This is a genomic window from Actinomyces sp. 432 (assembly GCF_009930875.1).
Lineage (GTDB): Bacteria > Actinomycetota > Actinomycetes > Actinomycetales > Actinomycetaceae > Actinomyces.
The window spans coordinates 764380-788692 of sequence record NZ_CP025249.1 but is presented as its reverse complement, the minus strand read 5'-3'; the positions used below and the strand labels follow the sequence as shown (position 1 = coordinate 788692).

Sequence of the window (24313 nt, the reverse complement as noted above, 5' to 3'; positions counted from 1 at the left end):
CACCTCCAGTTGACGATAACGGGAATCGTTCGCATATAGTGCGCCCCATGAGCCGCTACTGCCAAGTCACAGGGGCCCGCCCAGTCACGGGGTACTCGATCTCACATTCCCACCGCCGCTCAAAGCGTCGGTGGCTGCCCAACCTGCAGACCAAGCACTACTGGGTGCCCTCTCTGGGAAGAAGGGTCACGCTCACGGTCGGCGCCAAGGGCATCAAGATCATCGACAAGTTGGGCATTGACGTCGTCGTCGCGCAGATGCGCGCCAGAGGGGAGCGAGTCTGATGGCATCCGCCAAGGGCAGGGATCTGCGTCCGGTCATCAAGCTGGTATCCACCACCGGCACCGGATACACCTACGTCACCCGCAAGAACCGTCGTAATACACCGGACCGTCTGGTCATACGCAAGTACGACCCGATCATCCGCAGGCATGTCGAATTCACGGAGTCCCGCTGATGGCCAAGAAGTCCAAGCGCGTAGCCGATGCGCGCCGCCGCCGGACCGTAGCCCGCTACACCGAGCGGCGAGCGGAGCTGAAACGGGCTAGCGTCAGTCCCGCCCTGACTGAGCATGAGCGTCGCGCAGCCATGGCCGCCTTGCACGCGCTGCCCCGCGACGCCTCCCCCACGCGGCTGCGCAACCGCGACGCCGTTGACGGCCGCCCGCGCGGCTATCTGCGCAAGGCTGGAGTCAGCCGAATCCGCTTCCGGGAGATGGCCCTACGCGGCGAATTACCCGGCATCACCAAGTCGTCCTGATAGGTCCTTCGGACCTCCATTCCGACGCTGCTACCAAAGTCAGTCCCACATGAGCTCGAGAAGGAATCACCACATGCGCCCGGGAATCCACCCCGACTACCACCCAGTGGTCTTTCGTGACAAGTCTGCCGACTTCGCCTTCCTCACGCGTTCCACCATCACGTCACCCCGAACCATCCAATGGGAGGACGGCAACACCTACCCGCTGGTCGACGTCGACATCTCCAGCGCCTCGCACCCGTTCTGGACGGGCAGGGGCCGCGTTCTAGACACAGCCGGCCGGGTGGAGAAGTTCGAGAGGCGCTACGGCAAGCGCTCCCGCTGATACCCCCGCACGTCGCTGAAAGGAGATTCCATGAAGGTCCGCGCTTCCATCCGGTCACTTGCCAAGCAGCCGGGCAGCAAGGTGGTGCGCCGCCGCGGCCACACCTATGTCATCAACAAGAAGAACCCGCGTTTCAAGGCCCGCCAGGGCTGAGCACGAGCGGCGGGCGGTCGGGCTGTAGCGGCCCGCCCCAGCCCGGCCCGCCCCGCCGTCAATTCATCACCTGCCCGGTACCTGTTACCCCGCCCCCATCCGGCCCGGCTACCCTCCTGCCATGACCACGTCCGCTCCCGCCATGCCCGCCGACGCCCGCCACCTCGTGCTGACACTGTCCTGCCCAGACCGCCCCGGTATCGTCAACGCCGTCTCCGGCGCACTGGCCCGGCGCGGCGGTAACATCACCGAGTCCAAGCAGTTCGGCGACGAGGTCTCCGGCTTGTTCTTCATGCGCGTCCAGGTGATGACCACCGTGGCCCGGGAGGAGCTGGAGAAGGACCTGGCCGAGCTAGCCCGCACCTACTCCATGACCTGGTCGCTGGATGAGGTCGGCCGCCCCATGCGCACCCTGATCATGGTCTCCAAGGAGGGCCACTGCCTGACCGACCTGCTCTTCCGAGCCCGCAGCCAGGGCCTGCCGATCGACGTCGTCGGCGTGGTCGGCAACCATGAGGACCTGCAGCCGGTGGCCGACTTCTACGGGGTCCCCTTCCACCACGTCCCGGTCACCAAGGAGACCAAGGCCGACGCCGAGGCGCAGCTGCTGGAGCTAGTGGACTCCCTGGATGTTGAGCTGGTGGTGCTGGCTCGCTACATGCAGATCCTCTCCCCCGCCCTGTGCGAGCGCCTCCACGGCGCAGTGGTCAACATCCACCACTCGTTCCTGCCGAGCTTCAAGGGCGCCAACCCCTACCGGCAGGCCCATGAGCGCGGCGTGAAGCTGATCGGCGCGACCGCCCACTACGTAACCCCGGACCTGGATGAGGGTCCCATCATTGAGCAGGACGTCACCCGCGCCAGCCACGAGGACTCCGTGGATACGCTGCGCGCCAAGGGGCAGGACGTCGAGAGGCGGGTGCTCGCGCAGGCCGTGCGCTGGCACGCCGAGCACCGGGTGCTGCTCAACGGTCACCGAACAGTCGTCTTCGCCTGAGTCCGTGCATGAATTGGCCGGGACGCCCGTCTGACGCCCCGGCCAATTCAGCCGATGCCCAGCCGACTTCAGCCGGTTCGACCCGCTGCTGCTCAGGAGTCCTGGCGCTCCTTCAAGGTGACGGGAATCTCGATCTCCGCGCCGTCACGGATAACGGTCAAGGTGACCTCGTCCCCGGCGGAGTACTGCCGCACGAAGCCGGTCAGCGCGGCCGCCTGGCTGGTGGCCTTCCCATCGATTGCGGTAATGACGTCACCCGCCTTGATACCGGCCTGATCCGCGGGAGAACCGGACTCAACATCGCCGACCTCGGCACCGGCCCGAGTCACGCCCTCGGAGGTGGTGGCTCCACCATCGCCGATCGCTACACCCAGGTAGGCGTGTGTGGCCGTGCCGTTTTCAATCAGCTGGTCGGCGACCTTCTGCGCCAGGTTGGACGGGATCGCGAAGCCGATGCCGATTGAGCCTGCCGACTCCGCCGAGCTCGACATGCTGGCGATCGAGCTGGTGATACCGATGACGGCACCGGTGTCATCGAACAGCGGGCCACCGGAGTTGCCGGGGTTCACCGCCGCGTCGATCTGAATGGCGTTGGTGTATACCTGCGTGGTGGTTGTCTGCGAGTGCCCCAGCAGGCCACTGAGCTGATCCGGCAGGGAGGAGCCACCCTGGTTGGATGTGTCAGTCTCCTCCTGGACGGTGACCACCGGGCGGTTCAGGGCGGAGATGATACCGGTGGTAGCCGTGGAGGACAGCCCCAGCGGGTTGCCGATAGCCATGACATTCTCACCCGTGACCAGATCGTCGGAGTTGCCGAACTGAGCTACCGTCAAGTCATTCGGGGCGTCAACCAGCTCAATGACGGCCAGGTCGGTGGCCGGGTCGGTACCGGTGGTCTCCGCCTCGTAGATGCGCCCGTCCGCCAGCGTCACCTGGATCTTGGAGGCACCGGCGACCACGTGGTTGTTGGTGATGATATGTCCGGACGAGTCGTAGATAACGCCGGAGCCGACGGCCGTGCCCTCACTGACAGCTACGGTGATGGAGACGACGGCGTTGGACACGGCCGCGGTGACAGCCTCCCAGTCGGGGGCAGTGCCGGTGGAGGAGACGGTCTGCGTCGTAGAACCGGTGGCAATCGCCGTCGGCGCCGAGGAGGAGCGGGCGGAGTCATCGCTGTCTCCCAGATAGTGCACCGCGGCCACCGCGCCCCCGGAGGCGAGCAGGGCGGTCACCAGGGACGTGGCGATCACTCCGCCCCACCCCGGACCGCGGCTGCCCCCGCGGGGTTCAGGACCCGAGGGAGTCAGCGGCTGACCCTGTGGCTGGTTCTGCGGCGGGAAGGGTGGCTGAGCGCTCCCGGCAGCGCTGGAGCTCTGTGCGCTCAGCTGCTGGTAGGGGCTCTGGTAAGCACCCGCACCGGATGCCTGGTCGGCGGTATTCCCGTAGGCCCAGGAGCCGGCGGCCTGCCCGGACGGCGCGTAGGGGGAGGATCCGGAGCCCGACGCGGAGTTGCGACCGAAGTTGTACCCGGCAGGCGCCTGGGGCGCGGACGTGTAGGGCGACGAAGAACCCGAAGCGCCGACTCCGTCAGGTCCGGGCCCGTAGGCGGCGCCACTCCCACCACCGGTGCCCGTGTAACCGGAGCCTGGCTGAGTCGATGCCGGGCCGCCGCCCAGAGGCTGCGTGTCATCGCTCGACGGCCGGTTGGCGTCCCCGGATGCGGCGAAGGGATCGTTCGTGCTCATGGCTCTCCTCCTCGGGCCTCAGCCCGCTCAGTAGACGTCTCAAACCCAATACGCATGACCTGAGTCATCTCCGACACTAGTCTGGGACTTACCTGTGAAACTCGTGTTTAGGCTTGATATCACGCGTCGGTGGTGGAAAGCGCCACAGGCACGGTACACAAGATCATACGCGCACGTGTACCACGCTGAGCCCCCGCACCGGCTCGGTCAGCAGGGCCTGCATCGCGCCCAGGTCGGCAGGTCGGCGGACCCTGATGCCCAGGGCCGCCGCAAGCTCCCCCGGGTCGGTAGCCTGCGGCGCCGCAAAGAACCGGGCGAAGTCTGCCTGCGGCATCACCGCGGGGTACTCCAGGGTGGAGAAGATGGCACCCCCGCCGTCGTCAATGACAACGACCTGCAGGTCGGGCTCTGGTTCCAGCCTCCCGCGCGAAAGGCTCATGGCATCGTGGAGGAAGGTGAGATCTCCCACGACGGCGCGCACGGGCCGACCAGTAGTGGCAGCGCCCAGTGCAGTGGCGAGGGTGCCGTCGATGCCGGCCAGTCCCCGGTTGGCGACTGCGGCCGGCGCGGGTCCTGACGCGGGCGCGGCCAGCCGGTCCAGCCGGCGGATAGTCATGGAGGAACCGACAACGAGCAGGGGTGCGGCACCGGCTGGCGCACGCAGAGCGGCATCCCACACCGCGGTGACGGCAGCGTCCGCGGTCAGTGCCCCGGACCCCGGCTGCAGGCCGACGGCGGGCAGTGCTGCAACCGCGCCGCGCCATTGCGCCGTCCAGTCGCGCGGGCCGGGGCCGAGGCCCAGCGCGGCGGCAAGGTCGGCCGGCTGCGGGGACGCGCTGCCGTCGCCGACCGCGGCTACGGAGCTGTGGTCAGCAGACGCTGCGGCAGCCGCGTGGAGCGGCACGACCCGCGCGGCAGTACCGGCTACATCCGTCCAGCGGGAGGTGGAGGTAAGCACGTCGATATGCAGGTCTTCGCGGGCGAGCAGGGCACTGACCGGTCGTGTGAGACTGGGGTGCCCGGCAACCACGATGTGCTCAACCTGCGCGGCAAGCCGCGTCCCCTCCGGGGCCGCCAAAAGCTCGGCGTAGCGGGTCAGGGCCTGGGGGCCGCCACGGGCCCCAGAGGTCGGCTCCGCCAGCAGCGGCCAGTCCAGGTACTCGGCCAGGGCGCGCGCATGACGACCGGAGGCGTCGCCGCTGTCCCCGGCGACGATGACGCCGCGCCGCTCCCGGCGCCCCGGTCCAGAGCCCTCCGGAGCCGGTTGCGCACCCGCCGGGTGCCGCAGGGTGGCGGGGGCGACAACAACAGGTGCGGCGGCACCGGCCGAGGCTCCTGGGGAGCCGCCCGGCGGCAGCGGTGCAGTACTCCGGTAAGCACCGGCAGCGTCGTCGAAGCCGGGCTCGGGCGCGAGCGGGGGCCGGAAGCGGACGTTTAGCTGCGCGGGGCCCGGGTCATTGGTCAGGGCACCGGTGGCGGCGTCCACTGCCCGGCGCACCTGGCCGGCGAGGGCACTCATACCTGCCCTCTCCCCCAGGTCGGCGGTGATGTCTGCGGGCAGGTCCACCACCGTGCGCGGCGCCGCACCGAAGACGCGGGTCTGCTCGGTGGTCTGGTTGGCGCCGGTGCCGACCGCCTCATGGGGCCGGTCGGCAGTGACTAGGAGCAGGGGCACGCCGGCGGCATCGGCCTCAGCCACAGCCGGGTGCAGGTTGGCGACGGCGGTGCCGGAGGTAGTGACGACGGCGGCAGGGCGGCGAGTGCCGGCCAGCAGCTCCGCGCGGGCGCAGCCCAGGGCTACGAACCCGGCGGTGCGCTCGTCAATGACTACGCGCACCCGCAGTGCCCCTTCGCGTTCGGCGGCGGCTAGCGCAGGGACCAGGGGCGCGGAGCGGGAGCCGGGGGCGAGCACCACCTGGCGCACGCCGCCGCGAATCAGTGAAGTCACGATGGCGCGGGCGGCGGTAAGTGACGGCGGCGGGACGGTCATAGGCGCAGTCCTGCCACAGCGAGGCCGGGGTCCGCGGCTTCACGTTCACGCCGGCGCCGCAGGGCGGCGGTGATGTGGGACAGGCGGGTGCGCCAGCGGGCGGTGACCTCGGCGTCGGCGGAGGCCGTGCGCAGCAGCGCCCGCGAGACATGCACGGGCCGTACCGGCAGGACGCCGTCGGCGGGCACGGCGGAGGGGGCCGCGACGTCCCGGGCGAGCAGCCGCACCGTGCCCAGCCCGCAGGCGTGTTCGAGTTCCGGCAGGGCGGCCGCGAGCACTACGCCCGCGCCGATGCCGACGCTGGTGTCGACGGCGGAGGAGACGACGGAGGGCAGGCCGAGGCGTTCGGCCAGTGCCAGGCAGCGGCGCACGCCGCCTAGCGGGGCGACCTTGAGGACGGCCACGTCTGCGGCCTTCAGGCGGGTCACGGCCAGCGGGTCTGCGGACAGGCGGATGGACTCGTCCGCAGCGACGGGGATATTGACCAGGCGACGCAGGTCCGCGAGCGCCTGCGTGCTGCCGCAGGGCTGTTCCACGTACTCCAGGCCCTGGGCGGCAGTGTCTAGCAGCGGCAGGATCTTGCGGGCGGTCTCCAGGTCCCAGGCACCGTTGACATCGATGCGGATGCGGCCGCCCGGGCCGACGGCGTCGCGGACGGCCTCGATGCGCGCCACGTCAGCGGCCAGCGCCTTGCGGTCGGAGGCGCGTGCACCGGTGACCTTGATCTTGACGGTGACGGGGTCGGCTTCGGGCTGGCGGGAGGCGCTGCGGCCTGGGCCGGTCGCGGCGCTCGCCCCCGCCGCGGCGATTAGGGCGCGGGCGTGGTCGGGGGCGACGGCGGGAACGGTGATGTTCACGGGTACCGTCTGGCGGTAACGGGGTAGGTCGGCGTGGCCGACGATGGCCTGTTCCAGGGCGGAGGCGAGCCAGGGGGCGCAGGTATCGGCGTCGTAATTCCAGAAGGGGGCTAATTCGCCCCATCCGGCGGGCCCGTGCAGGAGCACGCCGTCGCGGCGGGTCAGGCCGCGAAAGGGGGTGCGCATGGCTACGTCCCAGACAACCGCCTGGTCGATGTCGGCCAGCAACCGCCCGCCGACGCCGGCACGCAGGGCGTCCAGATCGAGTTCACCGCGCACGCGTGCCGACGCGGGTTCCGGGCCGCGGTTGGGGATGGTCACGCCGACAGAATAGCCAGGCGGCCGGGGCCTGGTGCCCGAGCGTAATGATCAGTGCCCAATGGCAACGATTCCGCCGTCAGTCCTCGTCCATGCCCAAGAACATCTTGCTGGCGGAATCTACGGCATGGTCCTCCCGGCTGGCGGTCTCCAGGCCTGTCAAACGCTGGGTTTGGGAGGCGTCGACGCTCGTCAGCGCCTCCAGCGGCGGCTCGTAAGATGTGAGTTCACCACTGAGTTCGGCAGCCGATGGTCGCACCCCACCGCCGGTCGGTGCTCGCGCCCGTGTCGGCAGGCTCCTGGGTCACCTGCTCATCCCCGTCCGGTAGCGCGGAGGTAATTGTCGTCGCGGCGGGCGGCTCGATCACGCCTTCGGGGTAGGTCAGCGCACGCACCGAGCCCAGGGCCAGTGTGAATGCACCTTTTCGTCCACAGCCTCCGCAGATTCTCTACCCCCGGATAACCGGACGTCCCGGATCAGCCGGCCTGCGCCGTCGTCGTTGCCGCCGCTGGATTCCCAAGGGTGGCGACCATGACGGCCTTGATGGTGTGCATGCGGTTCTCGGCCTGGTCGAAGACAATGGAGCGCTCGGACTCGAAGACGTCCTCGGTGACCTCTAGGCCGTCCATGCCGGTGGCCTGGTAGATCTCCTCCCCGATTGTGGTCTCGCGGTTGTGGTAGGCGGGCAGGCAGTGCATGAACTTCGCCTGCTCCCCCGCCTTTGCCATCAGGGCGGCATTTACCTGGTAGTCGCGCAGCAGCTCGATGCGCTCGGCCCACACGTCCTTCGGCTCCCCCATAGACACCCAGATGTCGGTGTGCACGAAGTCCACCCCGGCCACGCCCTCGTCCACAGACTCGGTGAGGGTGATGCGGGCGCCGGTGTCGGCGGCCACGGCCTGGGCGGCGGCGACGCAATCGTCGTCGGGCCACAGTTCCTTGGGGGCGACGATGCGCACGTCGGCGCCTAGTAGGGCACCGGCCACCAGCAGGGAGCGGCCCATGTTGAAGCGGGCGTCACCGACGTAGGCATAGGCGATTTCGCGCGTGAGCTTGTCGGTGTGCTCCAGCATGGTCAGGCAGTCACACAGCATCTGGGTGGGGTGCCAGTCGTCGGTGAGCCCGTTCCACACCGGCACGCCCGACAGCCCGGCGAGCTGGTCCACCTTGGCCTGGGAGTCGCCGCGGTACTCGATGCCGTCGAACATGCGGCCCAGTACGCGGGCGGTGTCCGCCACGGATTCCTTGTGGCCGATCTGAGAACCGGAGGGGTCCAGGTAGGTGGTGTGGGCGCCCTGATCGTGGGAGCCGACCTCGAAGGAGCAGCGGGTGCGTGTGGAGGTCTTCTCGAAGATCAGGGCGATGTTCTTGCCCCTCAGGTGTTGAGTCTCCCGGCCGGCTCGTTTGTCGGCCTTCAACTGTGCCGCCAGGGCGATCAGCGTCATCCACTCCTGCGGCGTGAAATCGAGTTCACGCAGGAAGCTGCGTCCCTTCAGCGAGGCGAGGACGGCGGGGTCTGGGGCCGGGATGGCGAGCATGCGAAGGTCCTTTCGAGGCGTGAGCTCAGGGGATGATCGTAGGGCATGCCTGGGCGGCGGCAGCCGTCCCGTGCCACACGCTCAGTCGGCACCCCCACCGGAGTCGGATATGTATGCACTGCACGACCCCGGGCCGCGTTCCACGACCTTGGTGTGTTTTCCACGACCACCCCGGGGTCGTGGAAAACACACCAAGGTCGTGCAGTGTCACCCAGGGTCGTGCAAAAACACCACCCCCACACGCCGCCACGCCAAAACACTCGTTCACGCCGACAACACGTCCTAAAGCAACACGTTCACGCCGATAACCTGCACCAAGTGCGGGGCCCTGTCCCGTCGCGTCGCCGGAGGGTGCGGAAACGCTCGTTAAGCCCGCCGTTCCTGATTCACCGGTGAAAGCGGCATGGCCCGCGGACGAGGCCGCAGCATTGGCGCCGGTCGGCTCGGTTGAGGCGGCATCGTCGTCTGCGGCAACCGCCGCGGCCGCGCACGTGAGCTGACGCCACACGACTCTTCCCAGAGCCGGTTGCCATTGTCACCACCGCAGACTCGCCGTTAACCGTCGCCGACGATGAGGAAGCCGTAGCCTCACCCCCATGGGAGTGGTTGATGATCTTCGCCGGGTGGCGGCGGCAGCACCCCGCTTGGACGGGTTGGAGTCGCGGCGGGAGCGTGCGCAGGGGCTCAGGTCCTCGGGGCGCGCCCTGCGGCGCTCGGCCGTGCTCGTCCTATTCGGGGTGGGCGAGCAGGCGGTGTCCCGCGGGGTGCGCGCCGACGGCGAGGGGGCATCGGTGGACGACCTCGACGTCGTTCTCACGCTGCGGTCCGCGGCGGTGAGGCACCACCCCGGTGAGGTCGCCTTCCCCGGCGGCGGGCTGGAGCCGACCGACGAGGGCGATCCCGCGGCAGCGGCTCTGCGTGAGGCATGGGAGGAGGCGGGCATCGAGCCGTCCGACGTGGATGTGCTCGGCGCGCTGCCGGAAGCGGCGCTGACCGCTTCGGCGAACCTGGTGACTCCAGTGCTCGGCTGGTGGGCGACGCCTCGAGATATGCGGCTGGACGGCACCGAGACGAGGTGGGCGACGCGGGTCGGGGTAGGTGCGCTCGTGGATCCGGCGGCTCGGCGTACGTGGGTGCTGGAGCGCGGCGGACAGGTGTGGCGGGGCCCCGCCTTCGTCACCCGCGACGGCGGGCCGCTCGTGTGGGGCTTCACCGCTGCGGTGCTGTCCACGGTGATCGACGCCGCGGGCTGGACGGTGCCGTGGGACGAGGCGCGAGAGATCAGCATCGTCGGGAAGTGAGCCGCGCAGTCGCCTCGGACATCAGAGCGAGCTCGGCGTCACTCGGCTCAATCGCGCGTGTACGGCAAGGCCTCTCACGCGACTCAATCGCCTCGGACACCCGAGCAAGCTCGGCGTCACTCGGCTCGGTCGCGCGTGTACGGCAAGGCCTCTCACGCGACTCAATCGCCTCGGACACCCGAGCAAGCTCGGCGTCACTCGGCTCAATCGCGCGTGACCGGACAGGTCATGCAGTGGGCGCCGCCGCGACCGCGCACCAGCTCGACGCCGGGGGTCTCGATGACCTCCACACCCGCCCGGCGCAGCACATCGTTGGCCCGCTGGTTGTGCGCGTAGCCGATGACCCGCCCCGGCGCCAGGGCGACGACGTTGCAGGAGTCGCGGGACAGCTCGCGCAGCGCCTCGGCCTCGTCGGACATATCGGGGCTGATCACCTTGAAGGCGTCGATGCCGGCGGCCCGGGCCAGGACGGCGTCCATGTCGCCGCCGTCGTGGACGGTTACCCGCAGGGCGGAGCCCTTGCTGGAGCCGTGGTTGGCGCCGGGCTCGATCTCCACGGTGGTGACGTCGTTGAAGCCGGAGAAGCGCAGGTAGGTGTCGGGGGCGACCATGGTCATGAGGGTGTCCAGGTGCATGACGGCGTCGAGCTCGGTGTAGAAGGCGCGGTCGGGCATGTGGATGCCGATGACCCGGTCGGCGACGCCGTCGGCGAAGAGCCTGGTGGCCAGGCGCTCCACACCGGCCGCACTGGAGCGGTGGGTTAGCCCCATGACCAGGGTGCGGTTACCCAGCACCTGGAAATCTCCGCCCTCGACGGTGGCCGGGGAGGCGCCGTGAGGCTCCACCCACAGCGGGCCGCGCTCACCCGGCGTCCGGTCCGACGACGTCGCCCCTTCCCCGCCCGAGACGGAGCCGACTCGGCTGGCGAAGGCGGGGTGGAAGCGGTAGACGGCCTCGTAGTTGACGGCCTCACGTCGGCGGGGGGCGAGCGCCATGGTGTTGACGGACACGCCGCCGTACAGCCAGGCGGAGGTGTCGCGGGTGAACAGGTGGTTGGGCAGGGGGGTGACCACGAACTGCCCCTCCAGGGTGGACAGGTAGGTGGTGGCGAACAGGGTGGCGGCGTCGGCGGGGTCCAGGCGCTCGCGCAGTTCGTTGCGGGTGATGCCGGCCAGGAGGACCTCGGCGAGTTCGGCGTCGGGCAGGCCGCCCAGGAAGTCGATGAGCACCTCGGAGGTGGACACGCCGACCGCCTGCGGGCCGACGGTCTCCTCCAGGACCAGGCGACGGGCCTCGGGACGGCGAGGGTCTCGGTGAGCAGGTCGCGGAAGTCGTGGACGATCACGCCCTCGGCGCGCAGGATGGCGGTGAAGGCGTCGTGCTCGGCCTGGGCGCGGGCGATGTTCAGGGCGTCGTCGAACAGCAGGGAGTTGGCGTTGATCGGCGTGATGCGGGCGATCTCCCGCCCGGGCCGGTGAACGATGACCTCGCGCAGGCGGCCGGTCTCGGAGTCGACCCGCCCGCCGCCGACGGAGCGCGGGATAACCGTCCGGTCGGCGGGGTCCGAGGCGGTCTGGGGGCTCTGCGTCATGAGCGTCATGGACACAGGCTAGCCGGGTCGAGCGGCGGGCGTGTGCGCGAGCACTGTGAGCCGGGCATGTTGCGCGCCTCGGACGCCTCGCCGTGGGACGGAATGTCCGAGTTCGGTACAAACGACTCCGACGTTTCCGGGCACCGTGGGCAAAACGTTGGAATCATGCGGTTTCAGAAACGGCCCCAGCGGCCCCTAACGGCCTTTGTGCCGATCCTGGACATTTTGGGGCGCTACGCACGGGACTCGGCACCAAAAGTCAGCGCGTGGGCGGGCAGGCCTCACCCGACGTCACCCCGGAGTCCAGCGCCACGCCCTCAAACCGGAAGAGCCCAACAAACCTGGTCGGCGGCAGTGACGCCGCCGTAGCGGAACATCCGGCTCGTGCAGCGGTCTGGCACGCACAACCCTGACGAAGATCAGCCTATGATTCGGCTCACACTTTCCCTACACTCACCCTGATAGGTATCGGCCGATCGCAGATCGACGGACGAAATCCAATCAGGAGAACCCATGGCGACCACAACACAGGAATCCGACTCCCGCTGGCACCCAGCAATCCCGCTCTGGGCACTGGCCTCCGGGAGGGCCTTCATGGCTCTGCTTTATGGACTCGGTCTTGGCATCGTCACAGGGATCTTGTCGGCGTTGACCCACACGGGCCTGACCGTTGACCGTGTGGTTGCATTCGCGATCGTGGCCGCAGTCATACGGGAGGTTCTCGACGCGACGGCGTCGCGACTGATCATGCGCGCCAAGCGCTCGCAGGACCCCGAGGGACCGACCCTGACTGTCATCTCGCTCATCTGCCCAGCCGTAGCAGGCTCCGCCGCTGCCACGCTGTTGGCGTCGTCCTCAATACTCACCCTCACCCTGGTGACCTGGATCTTCTATGCGGTCATCATCATTACGCTCGACAAGCCCTGGGACACCACTCTCAACTACGAGGAAATGATGAAGCGCGGCCGCCAAGTGCGCCTGATGACAGGCGAACACTTCGCCGAGGAGATTCAGGACGGCCGCTTGAGTTTCCAGGAAATCGACGATGAAGGCTACTACGTTGACGAAGATGGCAACCGGATCGAAGCGGACTAGTCGAGGCACGGGCAAGACGAGAGCCAAGCCGTAGGCGAACCGCCTACCCTGTGTGCATGAGCCAGTCGTCAACTGCTGCACCGTCGCCCCACCCGCTGCCGCAGCGGGTCTCGGAGATCTTCGATCCCCTCCGCTGGCGCGACGTCGCCGGATTCGCCAACCGCGGCGACGGCCCGGGCGCGCTTACCGACGTCACCTACCACCGCGGCTGCGAGCGCAACGCCGACGGCGCCTGGGTGCGCGACCTGCCGGTGGTGCGGGTGGCGCTGGACCGTCCCGAGCTGCGCAACGCCTTCCGCCCGCACACCGTCGACGAGCTGTACCGGGTGCTCGACCACGCACGCATGAGCGGCGACGTCGGTGCCGTCATCCTCACCGGCAACGGCCCCTCCCCCAAGGACGGCGGCTGGGGCTTCTGCTCTGGCGGCGACCAGCGGGTGCGCGGCCGGGACGGCTACCTGTACGAGAAGGCGGGCGACGACGCCGGGGCCGCCTCCTCTGCCGGAGAGGACGCCGGGAGGTCCCGCCCCGACGCCGTCGTCGGGAGCGTCGCAGCCACCACCGACAATCACGACGCCGCCGTCGCCGCACAGCGAGAGCGCCTGGACGCCGCCCGGGCGGGACGGCTCCACATCCTGGAGGTGCAGCGGCTCATCCGCACCATGCCGAAGGTCGTCATCGCGGCCGTATCCGGCTGGGCGGCCGGCGGCGGCCACTCCCTGAACGTGGTCTGCGACCTCTCGCTCGCCTCCGCCGAGCATGCCCGCTTCAAGCAGACCGACGCCGATGTGGGCTCCTTCGACGCCGGCTACGGCTCCGCCCTGCTCGCCCGGCAGGTCGGGGACAAGCGGGCCCGCGAGATCTTCTTCCTGGCCCGCACCTACGACGCCGCCACCGCCGAGCGCTGGGGCGTGGTCAACGAGGCCGTCCCCCATGCCGAGCTCGAGGAGCGGGCCCTGGAGTACGCGCGCATCGTGGCCGGCAAGTCGCCGCAGGCGATCCGCATGCTCAAGTACGCCTTCAACCTGGCGGACGACGGCCTGGCGGGCCAGCAGGTCTTCGCCGGGGAGGCCACCCGCCTGGCCTACATGACCGACGAGGCCGCCGAGGGCCGCGACGCCTTCCTTCAGCGCCGCAAGCCGGATTGGTCGCCTTTCCCCTATTACTTCTGATTACTTCTGAGCGTCCGCACCCGGCTCCGCGGCCGCCTGGCGCCGTCTTTCAGCCGCATCCTCGCGCGCCTGCTCACAGGCCGCCCAGACCTGGTCCAGCCGCGCCTCCACGGCTTGCCGCGCAGCGTTGGAATTACCGTATGTATACGCCTCAAGTGCGCGCAAGCGCACGCGACCGAATTTAGAGTCGTAAATAGCTCGGTGGCGGATGCGCCCGCCCAGGCGATGCTTCTCAACAATGATCAGTTCCTCGCGCCGCCGCGGCCAAGGAAGGTTGTCCCTGCCAATGCGCACACCCCGTTCAGTCACCTGCACAGTCCAGGGGGACAAAAGAAAACGGTGGGCGCCGTACCAGGTTGCCCCATAGGCCACAAAGTAGAGCAGCGCCAGCAAGGGAAACCCCATATCCGCCGCATACAGGGACTCCGGGAACGCCTCCAGGAAGAAGGACACGGCTATGATCGACAGACCTAGCGCGAACGGCAAGATGCACGTCAGGCCGACCGCCAGGATGGCACTGACAACACCCAGCGCGGTCCCGCCATCTTCATCGTCCCTCTGGTAGTAGATCACGGCTTCACCCTATGCGCTTACCGGTGGCGTTGGGTGTCGAGTTCGACGCCCGCCTTCGCCGCCGGGTCGCTTGGACACCGGCGCTGCGCCGTGAAATCGTTGGTCGACCCCGATGAGCGCGCGCCGTAGGCGCTTGCTCATCATCGCCGCGGCGACCCCGCCGCAATACCCGGAGGTTCCCATGCCAGCCTGGATCACACGCCTGCTCGGCTCGACCGAGCCGTCCCGCCGCCGCGTCGGCGTGGCCACACTCGTCGGCCTCATTGCCGGCACCTTCTCCGCCCTGGTCAAGTTCGGCTGGGAGGTGCCCTTCCCGCCGCGCACGCCCGGCATCCGCTCGGACACGAACCCGCCGCAGGCGATGCTGGAGTGGTTCGGCATGTCCCCGGAGACCTCGCACCTGACGGTCACGTTCTCCAACAACGAGCTGCCGATCATGTCCTTCATCGTGCACTTCAGCTTTGCGATCGTATTCGGCCTGATCTACTGCATCGCAGCCGAGTACTTCCCACGGATCAAGCTGTGGCAGGGTGCCGTCTTCGGCGTCTTCGTGTACGTGGGCGCGCATGTGATCGTCATGCCGCTGCTGGGCTGGGCCCCCAGCCCATTCCCCTGGATCGACGGCGCCCAGACCTGGTCGGAGCACTTCTCGGAGTTCTTCGGCCACATCGTGTGGATGTGGTCCATCGAGATCGTGCGCCGCGACCTGCGCAACCGCATCACCCGCGAGCCCGACGCGGAGGTCACCCTGGAGGCCGCCACCCGCTGAGTGAGCCCGCGCGCTTACCGACGACGGCGCCCGCCCCGACTCTCCTGCCGGGGCGGGCGCCGTCTGTGCTCCCGGTCAGCGGCCCAGGAGCGTCAGGATGTGACGGCGCAGCCGCTGGAACTCGGGGGCGGCCTCGTCACTCCCCAACCCCTCGGGCACGCGAATGTCCTCCACCACGTGCGCGGGCCGCTCAGAGAGCACGATGACGCGGTTGGACAGGCGCAGCGCCTCCTCCACGTCGTGCGTGACCAGCACCGCCGTGAAGCCCTGGGAGGCCCACAGGGAGGCGATCTCATCCTGCAGGGTCAGCCGGGTGAGTGCGTCGAGCTTGCCGAAGGGCTCATCCAGCAGGAACAGGCGCGGCCGGTTGACCAGGGCCCGGGCCAGGGCCGCGCGCTGCGCCATGCCACCGGACAGGGTGGTCGGGTAGGCGTCGGCGAAGTCGCGCAGCCCCACCACTTCCAGCGCCGCCTCGACCCGGCGCGGCTCCAGGCGTCCACGGGCCTGTGGCCCCAGGGCAACGTTCTCCCGCACCGTGCGCCACGGCAGCAGCGTGGCGTCCTGGAAGGCCAGGGCCCGCTCGGGGGCGGTGCCGGACACGGCCTCGCCGTCGACGACGACGCTGCCCTGGCTGGGAGTCTCCAGGCCGGACAGCAGCCGCAGGATCGTGGACTTGCCACAGCCGGACTGGCCCACCAGGGAGATGAACTCCCCCGGGGCGATATCCAGGTCGATGCCGTTCAGCACCGGCAACTGGTCCGGCTTGGCGGACTCGGCCTCATACCGCGCCCGGGCGGCAGGGGAAACCAGCCGCATGAGGGCCGGCACCCAGCCGTGGTCGACGTCGTGCCGTAACGGGTAGTGATGGCTGATGCCGGTCAGGTGTACCCGCGCCCCGCGGGAGGCGGGCTCGGCGTCGGGGGCGGGGATGCCCGCGGTGTCCGCCTGCGTTGGCGCAGAAGTTGTTGAACCGGCGGAGGGCGTCGAAGCAGTCATCGTTTACCACCTCACCAGGTCCTGCTGCCACGCCAGCAGCGAGGAGCGCAGTTTGAACAGCAGAATCATCAACGCGCGGCAGAAGATGATGAGCACGGCCAGGCCCACGTACATGCGCGGGTAGTCCGCCCAACCCTTGACCCAGTTGATGTACCAGGCCAGCCCCTGGTCGACGCCCACCAGCTCCGCGGTCATCAGCGCCGCCAGGCTCGTGCCCAGGCCCGTGAACAGGCCGGTGAGCATGTCCGGCAGGGCCGCCGGAATCGCGATGCGGCGCACCAGGAAGGACTCGCGGGCGCCCAGGGTGCGAGCGACGTCGAAGTAGGAGCGCGGGACGGCCCGCACGCCGGCGCGCGTCATGGTCGCCATGGGAAACCAGGCCCCGAAGGCGACGATGAAGGCGGCCGAGGCGTATGTGGTCGGCAGGACGAGCACCGCCAGCGGCAGCAGTGACGCCGCGGGCACCGGCCCGACCGTCTGCAGCAGTGGGTGCAGCCAGTAGTCGGCCCGCCGCGACCAGCCCATGAGCAGGCCGGTGACGAAGCCGAGCACCGAACCGACGGCGTAGCCGGTCAGGAACAGCAGGGCGGATGATCCCAGACATCTAGCCAGTAGCGTCCAGTCGCCGAGGAAGGCCTCGATCAGCACCTCCGGGGCAACGAAGTAGGGTGGGTCCAGCAGCCCGGACTTGACCGTGGTCAGCTGCCAGAGGGTGAACCAGGCCCCGAAGAACACGATCCACGGCAGTCGGTGCGCGAGTGCCCCCGCCGCGGGGGTACCCGGGCGGGCCTGGGCTACCGCCGTCCAGCCGACCAGCACCGCGATCCAGGTGCCGACCAGCGCTAGCAGCGGCGTCGTGCTGGCCGTGCGCGCATCGGCGGCGTCGGGCACCAAGACGACGACTCCGACGTACGCGACCCAGAGGGCCAGCGCCGCCCCGGCGAGACGACTCAGGTGGGTGCGCCGGTGAGCGTCCTCGTGGGGGTGCGGCGGGGTCCGGTAGGGCCGCGTCGCAGCAGCACCGGCCGAGGCCGCGTCTTCGGCGGGAACGGGCTGTCCCGCCGCCGCATCCGCCTGTGCCTGGGCGCTCACCGGTTGATCCCCAGGTCCGCGTAAACGGTGTCGGCGAGCTCGGCGGCACCTATGCCGGAGTCGATGTAGCCGGTGAGCTTGAAGTCCTCGATGCCCGGTTCGATAGCCTCGCGGAAGGCGGTGGCCGAGGCCTCCCAGCCGTAAGTCTCCAGCACCTCCTCCACCAGGGACTGGTCGGCGGCGACGTAGTTGTTGTCGACCTCGATCTTGGCGATCTCCTTGCGGTTGGCCTCGGACGCGGCCAAGTAGTCCGAGCCCTTCAGCCACGCCTCGGTGAGCGCTTTGGCGTCCTCGGGACGCTTGGCCACGAAGTCGCCGTTTAGAGCCACGGAGCAGCAGAAGGGCTCGTCGTCATTGGACTCGATCACATGGGCGGTGCCGTCGAATACGGGCAGCAGCGGGGCGGGGTCGGAGCCCATGATCGCGTCGACGTCGCCGTTGGTCAGGCGGGTGCCCAGGGAGTCCTCGTCGATGGTGGTCCAGGTGATGTCGCCATGCTCGGGGTCGACGTTGATGCCGGCCTTGGCCAGGCCGATCGAGAAGTAGGCGAAGGCCGAGGAGGACAGGGAGGGGACGCCGATGGTGGCTCCCTTCAGGTCCGCGTAGGAGGAGATCGGGGAGCCGTTGTTGACCACCAGCTGTAGGCAGCCGGAGTGGAAGCCGGCGGTCAGCTTGGCGTTGATGCCGTTGTAGATGGGCTCCAGCCAGGAGAAGAAGATGCCGGGGGCGCCGATGTACTTCCCGGCGCTGAGGGCGTCCTTGGTGTCCTCGGTGCGCTGGGTGCGGGCAAGGGTGACGTTCAGGCCGGCGTCGTCGAAGTAGCCCTGGTGGTAGGCGGCGTACAGCGGGGCGGCGCAGATGTCGCCGCCGATCACCAGCGGCAGGCGCTCGGCGGCGCCGACGACGCCGGAATTGGTGCGGCGCAGGGTCAGCCAGGCGCCACCGCCGACGACGGCCGCGGCGGCGAGCCCGCCGACGGTGAGCAGGCGCCGCCGGGTGAGGCGTGAGGCATTTGGGGAATCTGCGGCGTCGGCGTCGTCGGCGGCCAGGATGGCGGCGGCGTTCTCGGCGGTGATGTCACCGGCCTGGGGTTCGGGGGTGGGGTCGGGCGTGTGCTCGGGGTGGTTGGCGGGGTTGGAGGAAGTGGACATGGGGGTTCTCCTCAAGGCGCATCGACGTGATCGTCGCGCTGCTGCGGACGGAAATGGCGTTGTCCGAAAGGGAGGATCGCTGTCAGGCACAGGCGGACGACGGGAATAGCCCTGTTCCAAGATTTACGCGGCACTCGTTCCAGGTCGGGTTTGCGTCCCGGGTCGGGCGGACGGCACAGGAACTACAGAGCAGCGCAGAACTGGGGGGAAACTGAGTTAGTCGGGCTAGCGGCGGACGTCACGCCTCACGGACAGGGTCAGCGTGCCTGACAGCACCGACACATGCGCACCTGACACATGACCGCGAGCGCCTGTGCGCTGCCAGCGGTCCGGGTCGTCAGGTGAGTGTTGGCCATGGCCAGCACGCTAGCCCGCCTCGGCGATGGGGGCAAGTGACCGCGCTCCACCCCGGCCAATCTCACGCCGCCGCGATCAGGGCCAGTGCGAGGGCGGCGCCGTAGGCCAGCTCGTACAGACCGGCGTCGCGCAGTGCCGGAATCAGTGCGCGCCCGGTCGCCCCGGCTCGCACCGGCCGCAGGGTCCGTGCCGCCATGACGGTGAGGAAAGCGAGCAGCACTACGGCCCCGCCGAGTGCCGCCCAGGGTGATCCTCCGGACGCCGCGGTCAGGTCGGCGTGCGCCCACCAGGCTGCCGCGGCCGCCAGCACCACGGGCACCGTCACCATGGCCGTGAAGGCCCGGCGGGCGCCCCGCTCCCCCAGCCGCACCGCCAGAGTCATCTTCCCGTGCTGCGGGTCGGTGGCGATATCGCGCAGATTATTGACCATCAGCAGGGAGCAGGCGATCAGGCCGATGCCGCAGGCGGCGAGCCACACCCACCCGGGCACGCCCCCGGCCTGCACGTACACGGTGCCGCAGGTGGCCATCAGCCCGAAGAAGATGAATACGAAGACCTCACCGAGCCCCGCGTAGCCGTAGGGGTGCGAACCGCCGGTGTAGAACCAGGCGGCCGCCACCGCAGCAATCCCGGCTGCCAGCAGCCACCATTGGCCTGACAGCGCCACCAGGATCAGCCCGAGCACGCCGGCCACGCCGAAGCAGCCGAAGGCGGCGTATTTCACTCGGCGCGGGTCTACCTGGCCGGAGGCGGTCAGCCGGGGTGGGCCGGTACGGTCGTCGTCGGTGCCGCGCACCCCGTCGGAGTAGTCGTTGGCCAGGTTGGAGCCGATCTGCAGCGCCAGGGCCACCCCGGCCGCCAGCAGGATCCGGGGGCCCGAGGCCGCACCCAGGGCGGATGCGGCGCCCGCCCCGAGGATCACCGGGGCGACGGCTGCGGGCAGGGTGCGCAGGCGCACGACCTCCGTCCAGCTCGTGGCGCGCGGTTCGGTACCGGCGGGCAGATCCCGGTCAGTCATGTGTTCCTCCTTGGGGCGCGCAGAGCCTATCTCAGGACCGGGTGTCACAATCTGCACCACTTTCACTGGCCGCCGCTCACGGGTCCTTCACAGGATTGGCAGTATTCGGGACGTTTTCGGTTCGGCCGCGACATTGTCTGCGGGAAAGTGGTGCATTCTCTGCCAGTTCTGCCCCACTCAGTCGGCGTTTCGGCAGGCGGAAGTGAGCCGGCGCGCCAGGGCCCGCCGGTCCACCTTGCCCGGTCCGCGCAGCGGCAGCGTGTCGAGGACGATGATCCGCTTGGGCGTGTGCGCCCCATCCAGGTGCTTGCGCACGGCGTCCCGGCACTGCTGCGCCCAGGCGTCCCGGTCTGTGATCTCCCGGCCGGTGTCCGGCACGACTGCCGCGACTACGGCGCTGCCCCATTCGGCGTCCGGCACTCCGACCACGCAGGCCTGGGCGACGCCCGGCAGTGCCGTCAGTGCATCCTCGACCTCATGCGGGGCGACCTTGACGCCGCCAGTGACGATGACGTCGTCAACGCGCCCCAGGACCGCCAGCCGCCGTATTCCGTCCGGTCCGTCGACCAGTCTGCCCAGGTCACTGGTGACCAGCTCGCGGCGGCGCTCCGGCTCATCCGCGCTGCTGCCCGGCGGCTCGCGGAAGCTCGCCGCGCCGGCCGGGCGGGCTCCGCGCTCAGCGTATCCGGATGCCAGCACCGGCCCGGAGAGCACGATCCGGCCCACGCCCGCCGCGTCTGGGTCATCAATGCTCACCCGCACTCCTTCCAGGGGAAGGCCGTCGTAGACGCAGCCGCCCCCGGTCTCGCTCATCCCGTATGTGGTCACTACCTTCACCCCGGCGGCCCGGGCCCGCCGCAACAGCTCCGAGTCGGCTGCGGCGCCTCCCAGCAGTACGGCGTCGGCGCGGGCCAGTGCCCGCTGTGCCCGCTGCTGCCCGGGGGCCAGCGCGCGCACCAGCTGGGTGGGTACCAGGGGGACGCGCACCGGATCATCGGGCCGAGCTGAAAGGGCCCGCTCAATGGCGTCCGCGAGTGCATCGGGGTTGAAGCCGCCGTCGGAGTCCACCACCACCGGCGCGCGCCCGGACAAGACGGACCGGATCAGCACCTGCAGGCCGGCCACGTGGTGTGTGGGCAGGGCCAGCACCCAGGTGCCGGGACCGCCCAGGCGGGCGTGCGTGGCCCGCGCGGAGGCGAGTAGGGATGCCAGTGGCATGGCCACCAGGGTGCCGGTGCCCGTCGATGAGCCGGAGGTGCGCAGCAGCAGGTCGACGTCCGGGCGGGTTGCCGGGCCGGCCGGGTCCAGGCGGCGGGCCAGATCGGTGGTGACGGTCTCCGGCTCCTCGGCGGGCCGATGGGGACCAGCAGCGGTAGCCGCTGCCCGTTCCCGGGGGCGCGGCGCCTGCCGCCCGGGCCGTCCCCGGGGGTCTGCCCGGCTATGTCCCAGGTCTTGACTGTCCCAACGGCCCCAACTGCATCGGCGCTCGCGCACGCTCGGGAGCCCCGAGTGCGCGCCTCGATCCGCTCGCGCAGGGCAGCGGTCAGCGTGGCGACGTCCTCGGGCCGGGTGCCCCCGCGCAGGAGGAACAACGGGCGGGCGCGGCTGGTTGTGGATGGCACGAACACCAGGGTGGCATGGGAACCGGCCAGCGCCACACCGCAAAGAAAGGTTAGGGTAGATACGTGCGTGCTGTCCCCTACATCCTCGTACCGGCGCTGGCCCTGTATGCGCTCATCGACTGCGTGCGCACTCCATCGGAGAACATGCCCGCACACCTGCCCAAGCCCATGTGGATCCTGATCATCCTGCTGATCATCGGGATGGGGCCGATCGCCTGGATCATTACCTCCCGGGTGCGGGCCGCGGAGGAGCGCGGCGGCGAGATCGAGCGGACCGTGTGGTCCTCCAAGGAGCGTGTGGACCTGCACCTGGCGGAGCGTCCCCGCCCGGTGGCGCCCGATGACGATCCGGAGTTCCTCGCCCGCCTGGAGCGGGATATTCGGCGTCGTCGCCGGGATGACAAGCCCGCCGCTGGGCGCGGCGGCGCGGCGGACGGGGATGCCGAGAACCCTGGTGGGGGCTCCGACGGCAGCGGCGCTGGAGAGGGACCGGAAGTTGCCTCGGATGACTCCCCGACGCCGTGAGCACCGCCGGCACCGTCCCCGCGGCCTCCCCGGCAGCGCCCGCGCCCGCCACTGACTCAGCTGGCTCAGCTCGCTCAGCCGGCCGCCTTGATCCGGCTGCTCCCCCGGCCACCAATACACGCGCGGACGCGCCGCTGCCCACTGCCCTGGACTGGCGGCGGAGCTGCCGCCTGATCGGTCTGGGTGAGTACCGGATCCCGGTCAGTGACGCGGTGCTCACCGCCCTGCTGCTGGTAGTTGTGGCGGCGGACTCGACGCTGGTAACCACCTGGGGACCGCATCCGGCCTATGTATTGAACACCTTGGTCGCCGTGGCAGTGGCCGCCGCCCAGCCCTTCCGTCATCGCGCCCCCGTGGCCTCGGGCGTGGCGGTCTACCTCGCCATGGTGGCGTATGTGGTGCTGCTGCGCTTTACGCCAGTAAGTCTTGGCCTGTCGCCGGTCATTGTGGCGGTGCCGGCGGCCTTGCACGCACTTGCCCGCTGGGCCCCTGACCGCCGCTGGGGCGTGGTGGCGCTCCTGGCGGCGCTGGTCGGGGCGGTGATCAACCCGCAGACGGTGTACTCGTTCAACCCGCACACCGCGCATATGTTCAATTATCCGCCTTTCGGATTCTCCCTGGCCTGCGTGCTGGTGGTAACCAGCACCTACCTGGGGGCGCTGCGTCGGCGCGCGGCCGCGGAGTCCGTGGACCGGGCCGTCGCGGCAGCAGCCCGGCTGGCGGCAGCACAGGCGGTGTCCGCGGAGCGCCTGACCATTGCGCGGGAACTGCATGACCTGGTCGGCCACGGCCTGACCGTGGTGAAGGTACAGGCCGACACCGGGCTCGCCCTGGGCACGCCAGAGGCGGCCCGTGAGTCCCTGACGGCGGTGCGGGACGCCTCTGCGGCGGCACTCGCCTCCACCCGCGAGCTGGTGGCGCTGTTGCGCAGTTCGTCCGGCCCGGGCGCGCTGGCCCCGGCGGCGGACCTGACTGGCCTGCCGGCGCTGGTGGAGCAGGCACGCGGTACCGGCATGGAGGTCGAGGCCGCCCTACCCGACGCGGCAGAGCTTGCCACCTGGAACGGATCCTGGACGGCGCTGCAGCGGCTGACACTGAATCGGGTGGTCTCCGAGGGCCTGACCAATGCGGTCAGGCACGGCTGCGGCACCGCCCACCTGACCGTGGCCGCGCAAGGCGGCAGATGCGAGGTGCGGATCACCAACCCGCAGCCCCGGGGTGATTTCAGCACGGTTGCGGAAGGCGAGCGCGGGAAGACGCATGCTAGCCATGATGGCCCCGGGCACGGTCTGACCGGCATGGCCGAGCGGCTGCGCCTGGCCGGCGGCCACCTGGAGGCCGGCCCAAGCGACGACGGCGCTTACTTCCTACTGTCCGCCGTCTTCCCGGTGGCGTCTACGCCTGATGCCACCCGCCCGGGCGCGGCGGCGCCCGCAGCTGCACCGCCGGGACAGGAGCAACCATGACCGCCGACCATGTGCGCATCGCCGTAGTAGACGACCAGCAGCTCCTGGTTGCGGCCTTTCGGTCCCTGCTGGACGCGCAGGCGGATATGACCGTGGTGGCAACCGCCAACGACGGGCGGGCGGCGTTGGACGCGCTGCGCCGTGCCCGGGACCGTGGCGAGCCGGCCGATGTGGTGCTTATGGACATCCGCATGCCGGGGCTGGACGGCATTGCGGCCACCCGGCTGCTGCTGTCCGATCCCGGCCTGAGCGGCCGTGACGGCGACAGCCCCACACGGGTACTCATGCTCACCACCTTCCAGGAGGAGGAGCTAGTGCTGGGGGCGTTGCGGGCCGGCGCAGTCGGATTCCTGCTGAAGGACTCCGGCCCGGAGGAGCTACTGGCAGCGGTTCGCGCCGTCGGCGCCGGTCGGGCCTGGCTGGACCCGGTCATCACCCCGTACGTGTTGGGCGCGCTGGAGGGACGGCCCGAGCAGCCCGCAGGCGGTCCGGTCGTGGAAGTAGATTCGGCCAACGTTCCCGCCTCTCCCCCGCTCGGCGCGAAGCCCGCCGGAGTTCCCCGCACCGTGATTGGGCTGCTGCCAGGCGAGGCACTGACCGGCCGCGAGCGCGACGTGCTTGAACTGGTCTGCCGGGGAATGACCAACCCGGAGATCGCAGCCCGCCTGTACATCGCCGAGTCGACCGTGAAGACCCATGTCAAGGCGCTGCTCGGGCGCACCGGCTGCCGCAACCGGGTGGAGCTGGTTATCCACGCGCTGCGGACCGGGATGGTTGACGCGGATCGGTAGGCAGTAGCCGCCTCATCCCCCTATCGGGGGAGGTCGACGTGCGGCCAGCGGTTCTGGTCGTGTCCCTTGTGGGGATCCGCCTGCGAGTGCCCGGGCCGATTCTGGGCC

The 24313-nt window shown here is 69.8% G+C and carries 25 protein-coding genes and 1 pseudogene; 13 read left to right on the top strand and 13 right to left on the bottom strand.

The features are described 5' to 3' along the window. Positions 1-47: 47 nt before the first annotated feature. From rpmB to purU, 6 genes are all read left to right on the top strand, one after another. On the top strand, positions 48-284 hold the full coding sequence (gene rpmB / locus CWT12_RS03210) for a 50S ribosomal protein L28 (protein ID WP_161923686.1): 237 nt from the start codon (positions 48-50) through the stop codon (positions 282-284). Beyond that, positions 284-457 (top strand): 50S ribosomal protein L33, encoded by a 174-nt coding sequence (rpmG, locus tag CWT12_RS03205; protein WP_161923685.1) that lies wholly within the window; start codon positions 284-286, stop codon positions 455-457. The genes rpmB and rpmG overlap by 1 nt, the downstream gene beginning before the upstream one ends. Then, positions 457-759, top strand: a complete 303-nt coding sequence (gene rpsN, locus CWT12_RS03200; protein WP_161923684.1) for a 30S ribosomal protein S14 — start codon at positions 457-459, stop codon at positions 757-759. Before rpmG ends, rpsN begins: the two co-directional genes overlap by 1 nt. 73 nt (positions 760-832) lie before the next feature. After that, positions 833-1084, top strand: coding sequence for a type B 50S ribosomal protein L31 (locus tag CWT12_RS03195; RefSeq protein WP_161923683.1), 252 nt, complete (start codon positions 833-835; stop codon positions 1082-1084). A 30-nt stretch (positions 1085-1114) separates the two neighbouring features. Then, complete coding sequence (ykgO, locus tag CWT12_RS03190; RefSeq protein WP_017194831.1) at positions 1115-1237, top strand: type B 50S ribosomal protein L36; 123 nt, start codon at positions 1115-1117, stop codon at positions 1235-1237. 121 nt (positions 1238-1358) lie between these two features. Then, positions 1359-2234 carry a formyltetrahydrofolate deformylase gene (gene purU / locus CWT12_RS03185; RefSeq protein WP_161923682.1) on the top strand — a complete coding sequence of 292 codons (876 nt, stop codon included), beginning with the start codon at positions 1359-1361 and terminating at the stop codon, positions 2232-2234. A 92-nt stretch (positions 2235-2326) separates the two neighbouring features. On the opposite strand, the gene CWT12_RS03180 is transcribed toward purU, so the two are convergent. The 5 genes from CWT12_RS03180 to argF form a co-directional block, all read right to left on the bottom strand. Continuing rightward, positions 2327-3982 carry a S1C family serine protease gene (locus CWT12_RS03180; protein WP_161923681.1) on the bottom strand — a complete coding sequence of 552 codons (1656 nt, stop codon included), beginning with the start codon at positions 3980-3982 and terminating at the stop codon, positions 2327-2329. Positions 3983-4145: 163 nt separating this feature from the next. Next, positions 4146-5972, bottom strand: a complete 1827-nt coding sequence (gene menD / locus CWT12_RS03175; RefSeq protein WP_161923680.1) for a 2-succinyl-5-enolpyruvyl-6-hydroxy-3-cyclohexene-1-carboxylic-acid synthase — start codon at positions 5970-5972, stop codon at positions 4146-4148. Continuing rightward, on the bottom strand, positions 5969-7150 hold the full coding sequence (locus CWT12_RS03170; protein WP_237564287.1) for an o-succinylbenzoate synthase: 1182 nt from the start codon (positions 7148-7150) through the stop codon (positions 5969-5971). Before CWT12_RS03170 ends, menD begins: the two co-directional genes overlap by 4 nt. 76 nt (positions 7151-7226) lie before the next feature. Continuing rightward, on the bottom strand, positions 7227-7406 hold the full coding sequence (locus tag CWT12_RS03165) for a hypothetical protein (protein WP_161923679.1): 180 nt from the start codon (positions 7404-7406) through the stop codon (positions 7227-7229). A gap of 218 nt (positions 7407-7624) precedes the next feature. Beyond that, positions 7625-8686, bottom strand: a complete 1062-nt coding sequence (gene argF, locus CWT12_RS03160; RefSeq protein ID WP_161923678.1) for an ornithine carbamoyltransferase — start codon at positions 8684-8686, stop codon at positions 7625-7627. Between the two features lie 596 nt (positions 8687-9282). On the opposite strand from argF, the gene CWT12_RS03155 reads away from it, so the two are divergent. Beyond that, complete coding sequence (locus tag CWT12_RS03155) at positions 9283-9987, top strand: NUDIX hydrolase (protein WP_161923677.1); 705 nt, start codon at positions 9283-9285, stop codon at positions 9985-9987. Between the two features lie 203 nt (positions 9988-10190). Here the strand turns inward: CWT12_RS03155 and CWT12_RS03150 are convergent, their stop codons facing one another. Both CWT12_RS03150 and CWT12_RS13770 read right to left on the bottom strand, forming a co-directional pair. After that, positions 10191-11231: an arginine deiminase family protein gene (locus CWT12_RS03150; protein WP_237564286.1), complete on the bottom strand. Its 1041-nt coding sequence runs from the start codon at positions 11229-11231 to the stop codon at positions 10191-10193. Positions 11232-11317: 86 nt separating this feature from the next. Then, positions 11318-11578: pseudogene (locus CWT12_RS13770) on the bottom strand (arginine deiminase family protein); the annotation flags it as partial. A gap of 513 nt (positions 11579-12091) precedes the next feature. On the opposite strand from CWT12_RS13770, the gene CWT12_RS03145 reads away from it, so the two are divergent. Together CWT12_RS03145 and CWT12_RS03140 are read left to right on the top strand one after the other, a co-directional pair. After that, on the top strand, positions 12092-12673 hold the full coding sequence (locus CWT12_RS03145; protein WP_161923676.1) for a hypothetical protein: 582 nt from the start codon (positions 12092-12094) through the stop codon (positions 12671-12673). Positions 12674-12729: 56 nt separating this feature from the next. After that, positions 12730-13845, top strand: a complete 1116-nt coding sequence (locus tag CWT12_RS03140; RefSeq protein WP_161923675.1) for a 1,4-dihydroxy-2-naphthoyl-CoA synthase — start codon at positions 12730-12732, stop codon at positions 13843-13845. On the opposite strand, the gene CWT12_RS03135 is transcribed toward CWT12_RS03140, so the two are convergent. Continuing rightward, a complete protein-coding gene (locus CWT12_RS03135; RefSeq protein ID WP_161923674.1) occupies positions 13846-14418 on the bottom strand; it encodes a hypothetical protein in 573 nt (190 codons plus the stop codon). A gap of 181 nt (positions 14419-14599) precedes the next feature. Here CWT12_RS03135 and CWT12_RS03130 point away from each other — a divergent pair, with 181 nt between their 5' ends. Further along, positions 14600-15187: a YagU family protein gene (locus tag CWT12_RS03130; RefSeq protein WP_161923673.1), complete on the top strand. Its 588-nt coding sequence runs from the start codon at positions 14600-14602 to the stop codon at positions 15185-15187. Positions 15188-15262: 75 nt separating this feature from the next. On the opposite strand, the gene CWT12_RS03125 is transcribed toward CWT12_RS03130, so the two are convergent. The 5 genes from CWT12_RS03125 to CWT12_RS03105 form a co-directional block, all read right to left on the bottom strand. Then, a complete protein-coding gene (locus CWT12_RS03125) occupies positions 15263-16183 on the bottom strand; it encodes an ABC transporter ATP-binding protein (protein ID WP_161923672.1) in 921 nt (306 codons plus the stop codon). A gap of 3 nt (positions 16184-16186) precedes the next feature. Continuing rightward, positions 16187-17275 (bottom strand): ABC transporter permease, encoded by a 1089-nt coding sequence (locus tag CWT12_RS03120; protein ID WP_374939190.1) that lies wholly within the window; start codon positions 17273-17275, stop codon positions 16187-16189. Further along, positions 17272-18426, bottom strand: a complete 1155-nt coding sequence (locus CWT12_RS03115) for an ABC transporter substrate-binding protein (RefSeq protein ID WP_161923671.1) — start codon at positions 18424-18426, stop codon at positions 17272-17274. The genes CWT12_RS03120 and CWT12_RS03115 overlap by 4 nt, the downstream gene beginning before the upstream one ends. 418 nt (positions 18427-18844) lie before the next feature. Further along, on the bottom strand, positions 18845-19801 hold the full coding sequence (locus CWT12_RS03110) for a 1,4-dihydroxy-2-naphthoate polyprenyltransferase (RefSeq protein ID WP_161923670.1): 957 nt from the start codon (positions 19799-19801) through the stop codon (positions 18845-18847). A gap of 177 nt (positions 19802-19978) precedes the next feature. Next, on the bottom strand, positions 19979-21295 hold the full coding sequence (locus CWT12_RS03105) for an AMP-binding enzyme (protein WP_161923669.1): 1317 nt from the start codon (positions 21293-21295) through the stop codon (positions 19979-19981). Positions 21296-21486: 191 nt separating this feature from the next. On the opposite strand from CWT12_RS03105, the gene CWT12_RS03100 reads away from it, so the two are divergent. Genes CWT12_RS03100 through CWT12_RS03090 form a run of 3 tightly spaced genes read left to right on the top strand, consistent with a single transcriptional unit; the run spans position 21487 to position 24205 of the window. Then, a complete protein-coding gene (locus CWT12_RS03100; RefSeq protein ID WP_161923668.1) occupies positions 21487-21948 on the top strand; it encodes a PLDc N-terminal domain-containing protein in 462 nt (153 codons plus the stop codon). Then, complete coding sequence (locus CWT12_RS03095; protein ID WP_161923667.1) at positions 21945-23414, top strand: sensor histidine kinase; 1470 nt, start codon at positions 21945-21947, stop codon at positions 23412-23414. Before CWT12_RS03100 ends, CWT12_RS03095 begins: the two co-directional genes overlap by 4 nt. After that, positions 23411-24205, top strand: a complete 795-nt coding sequence (locus CWT12_RS03090; protein ID WP_161923666.1) for a response regulator transcription factor — start codon at positions 23411-23413, stop codon at positions 24203-24205. Before CWT12_RS03095 ends, CWT12_RS03090 begins: the two co-directional genes overlap by 4 nt. The last annotated feature ends 108 nt before the right edge of the window (positions 24206-24313 follow it).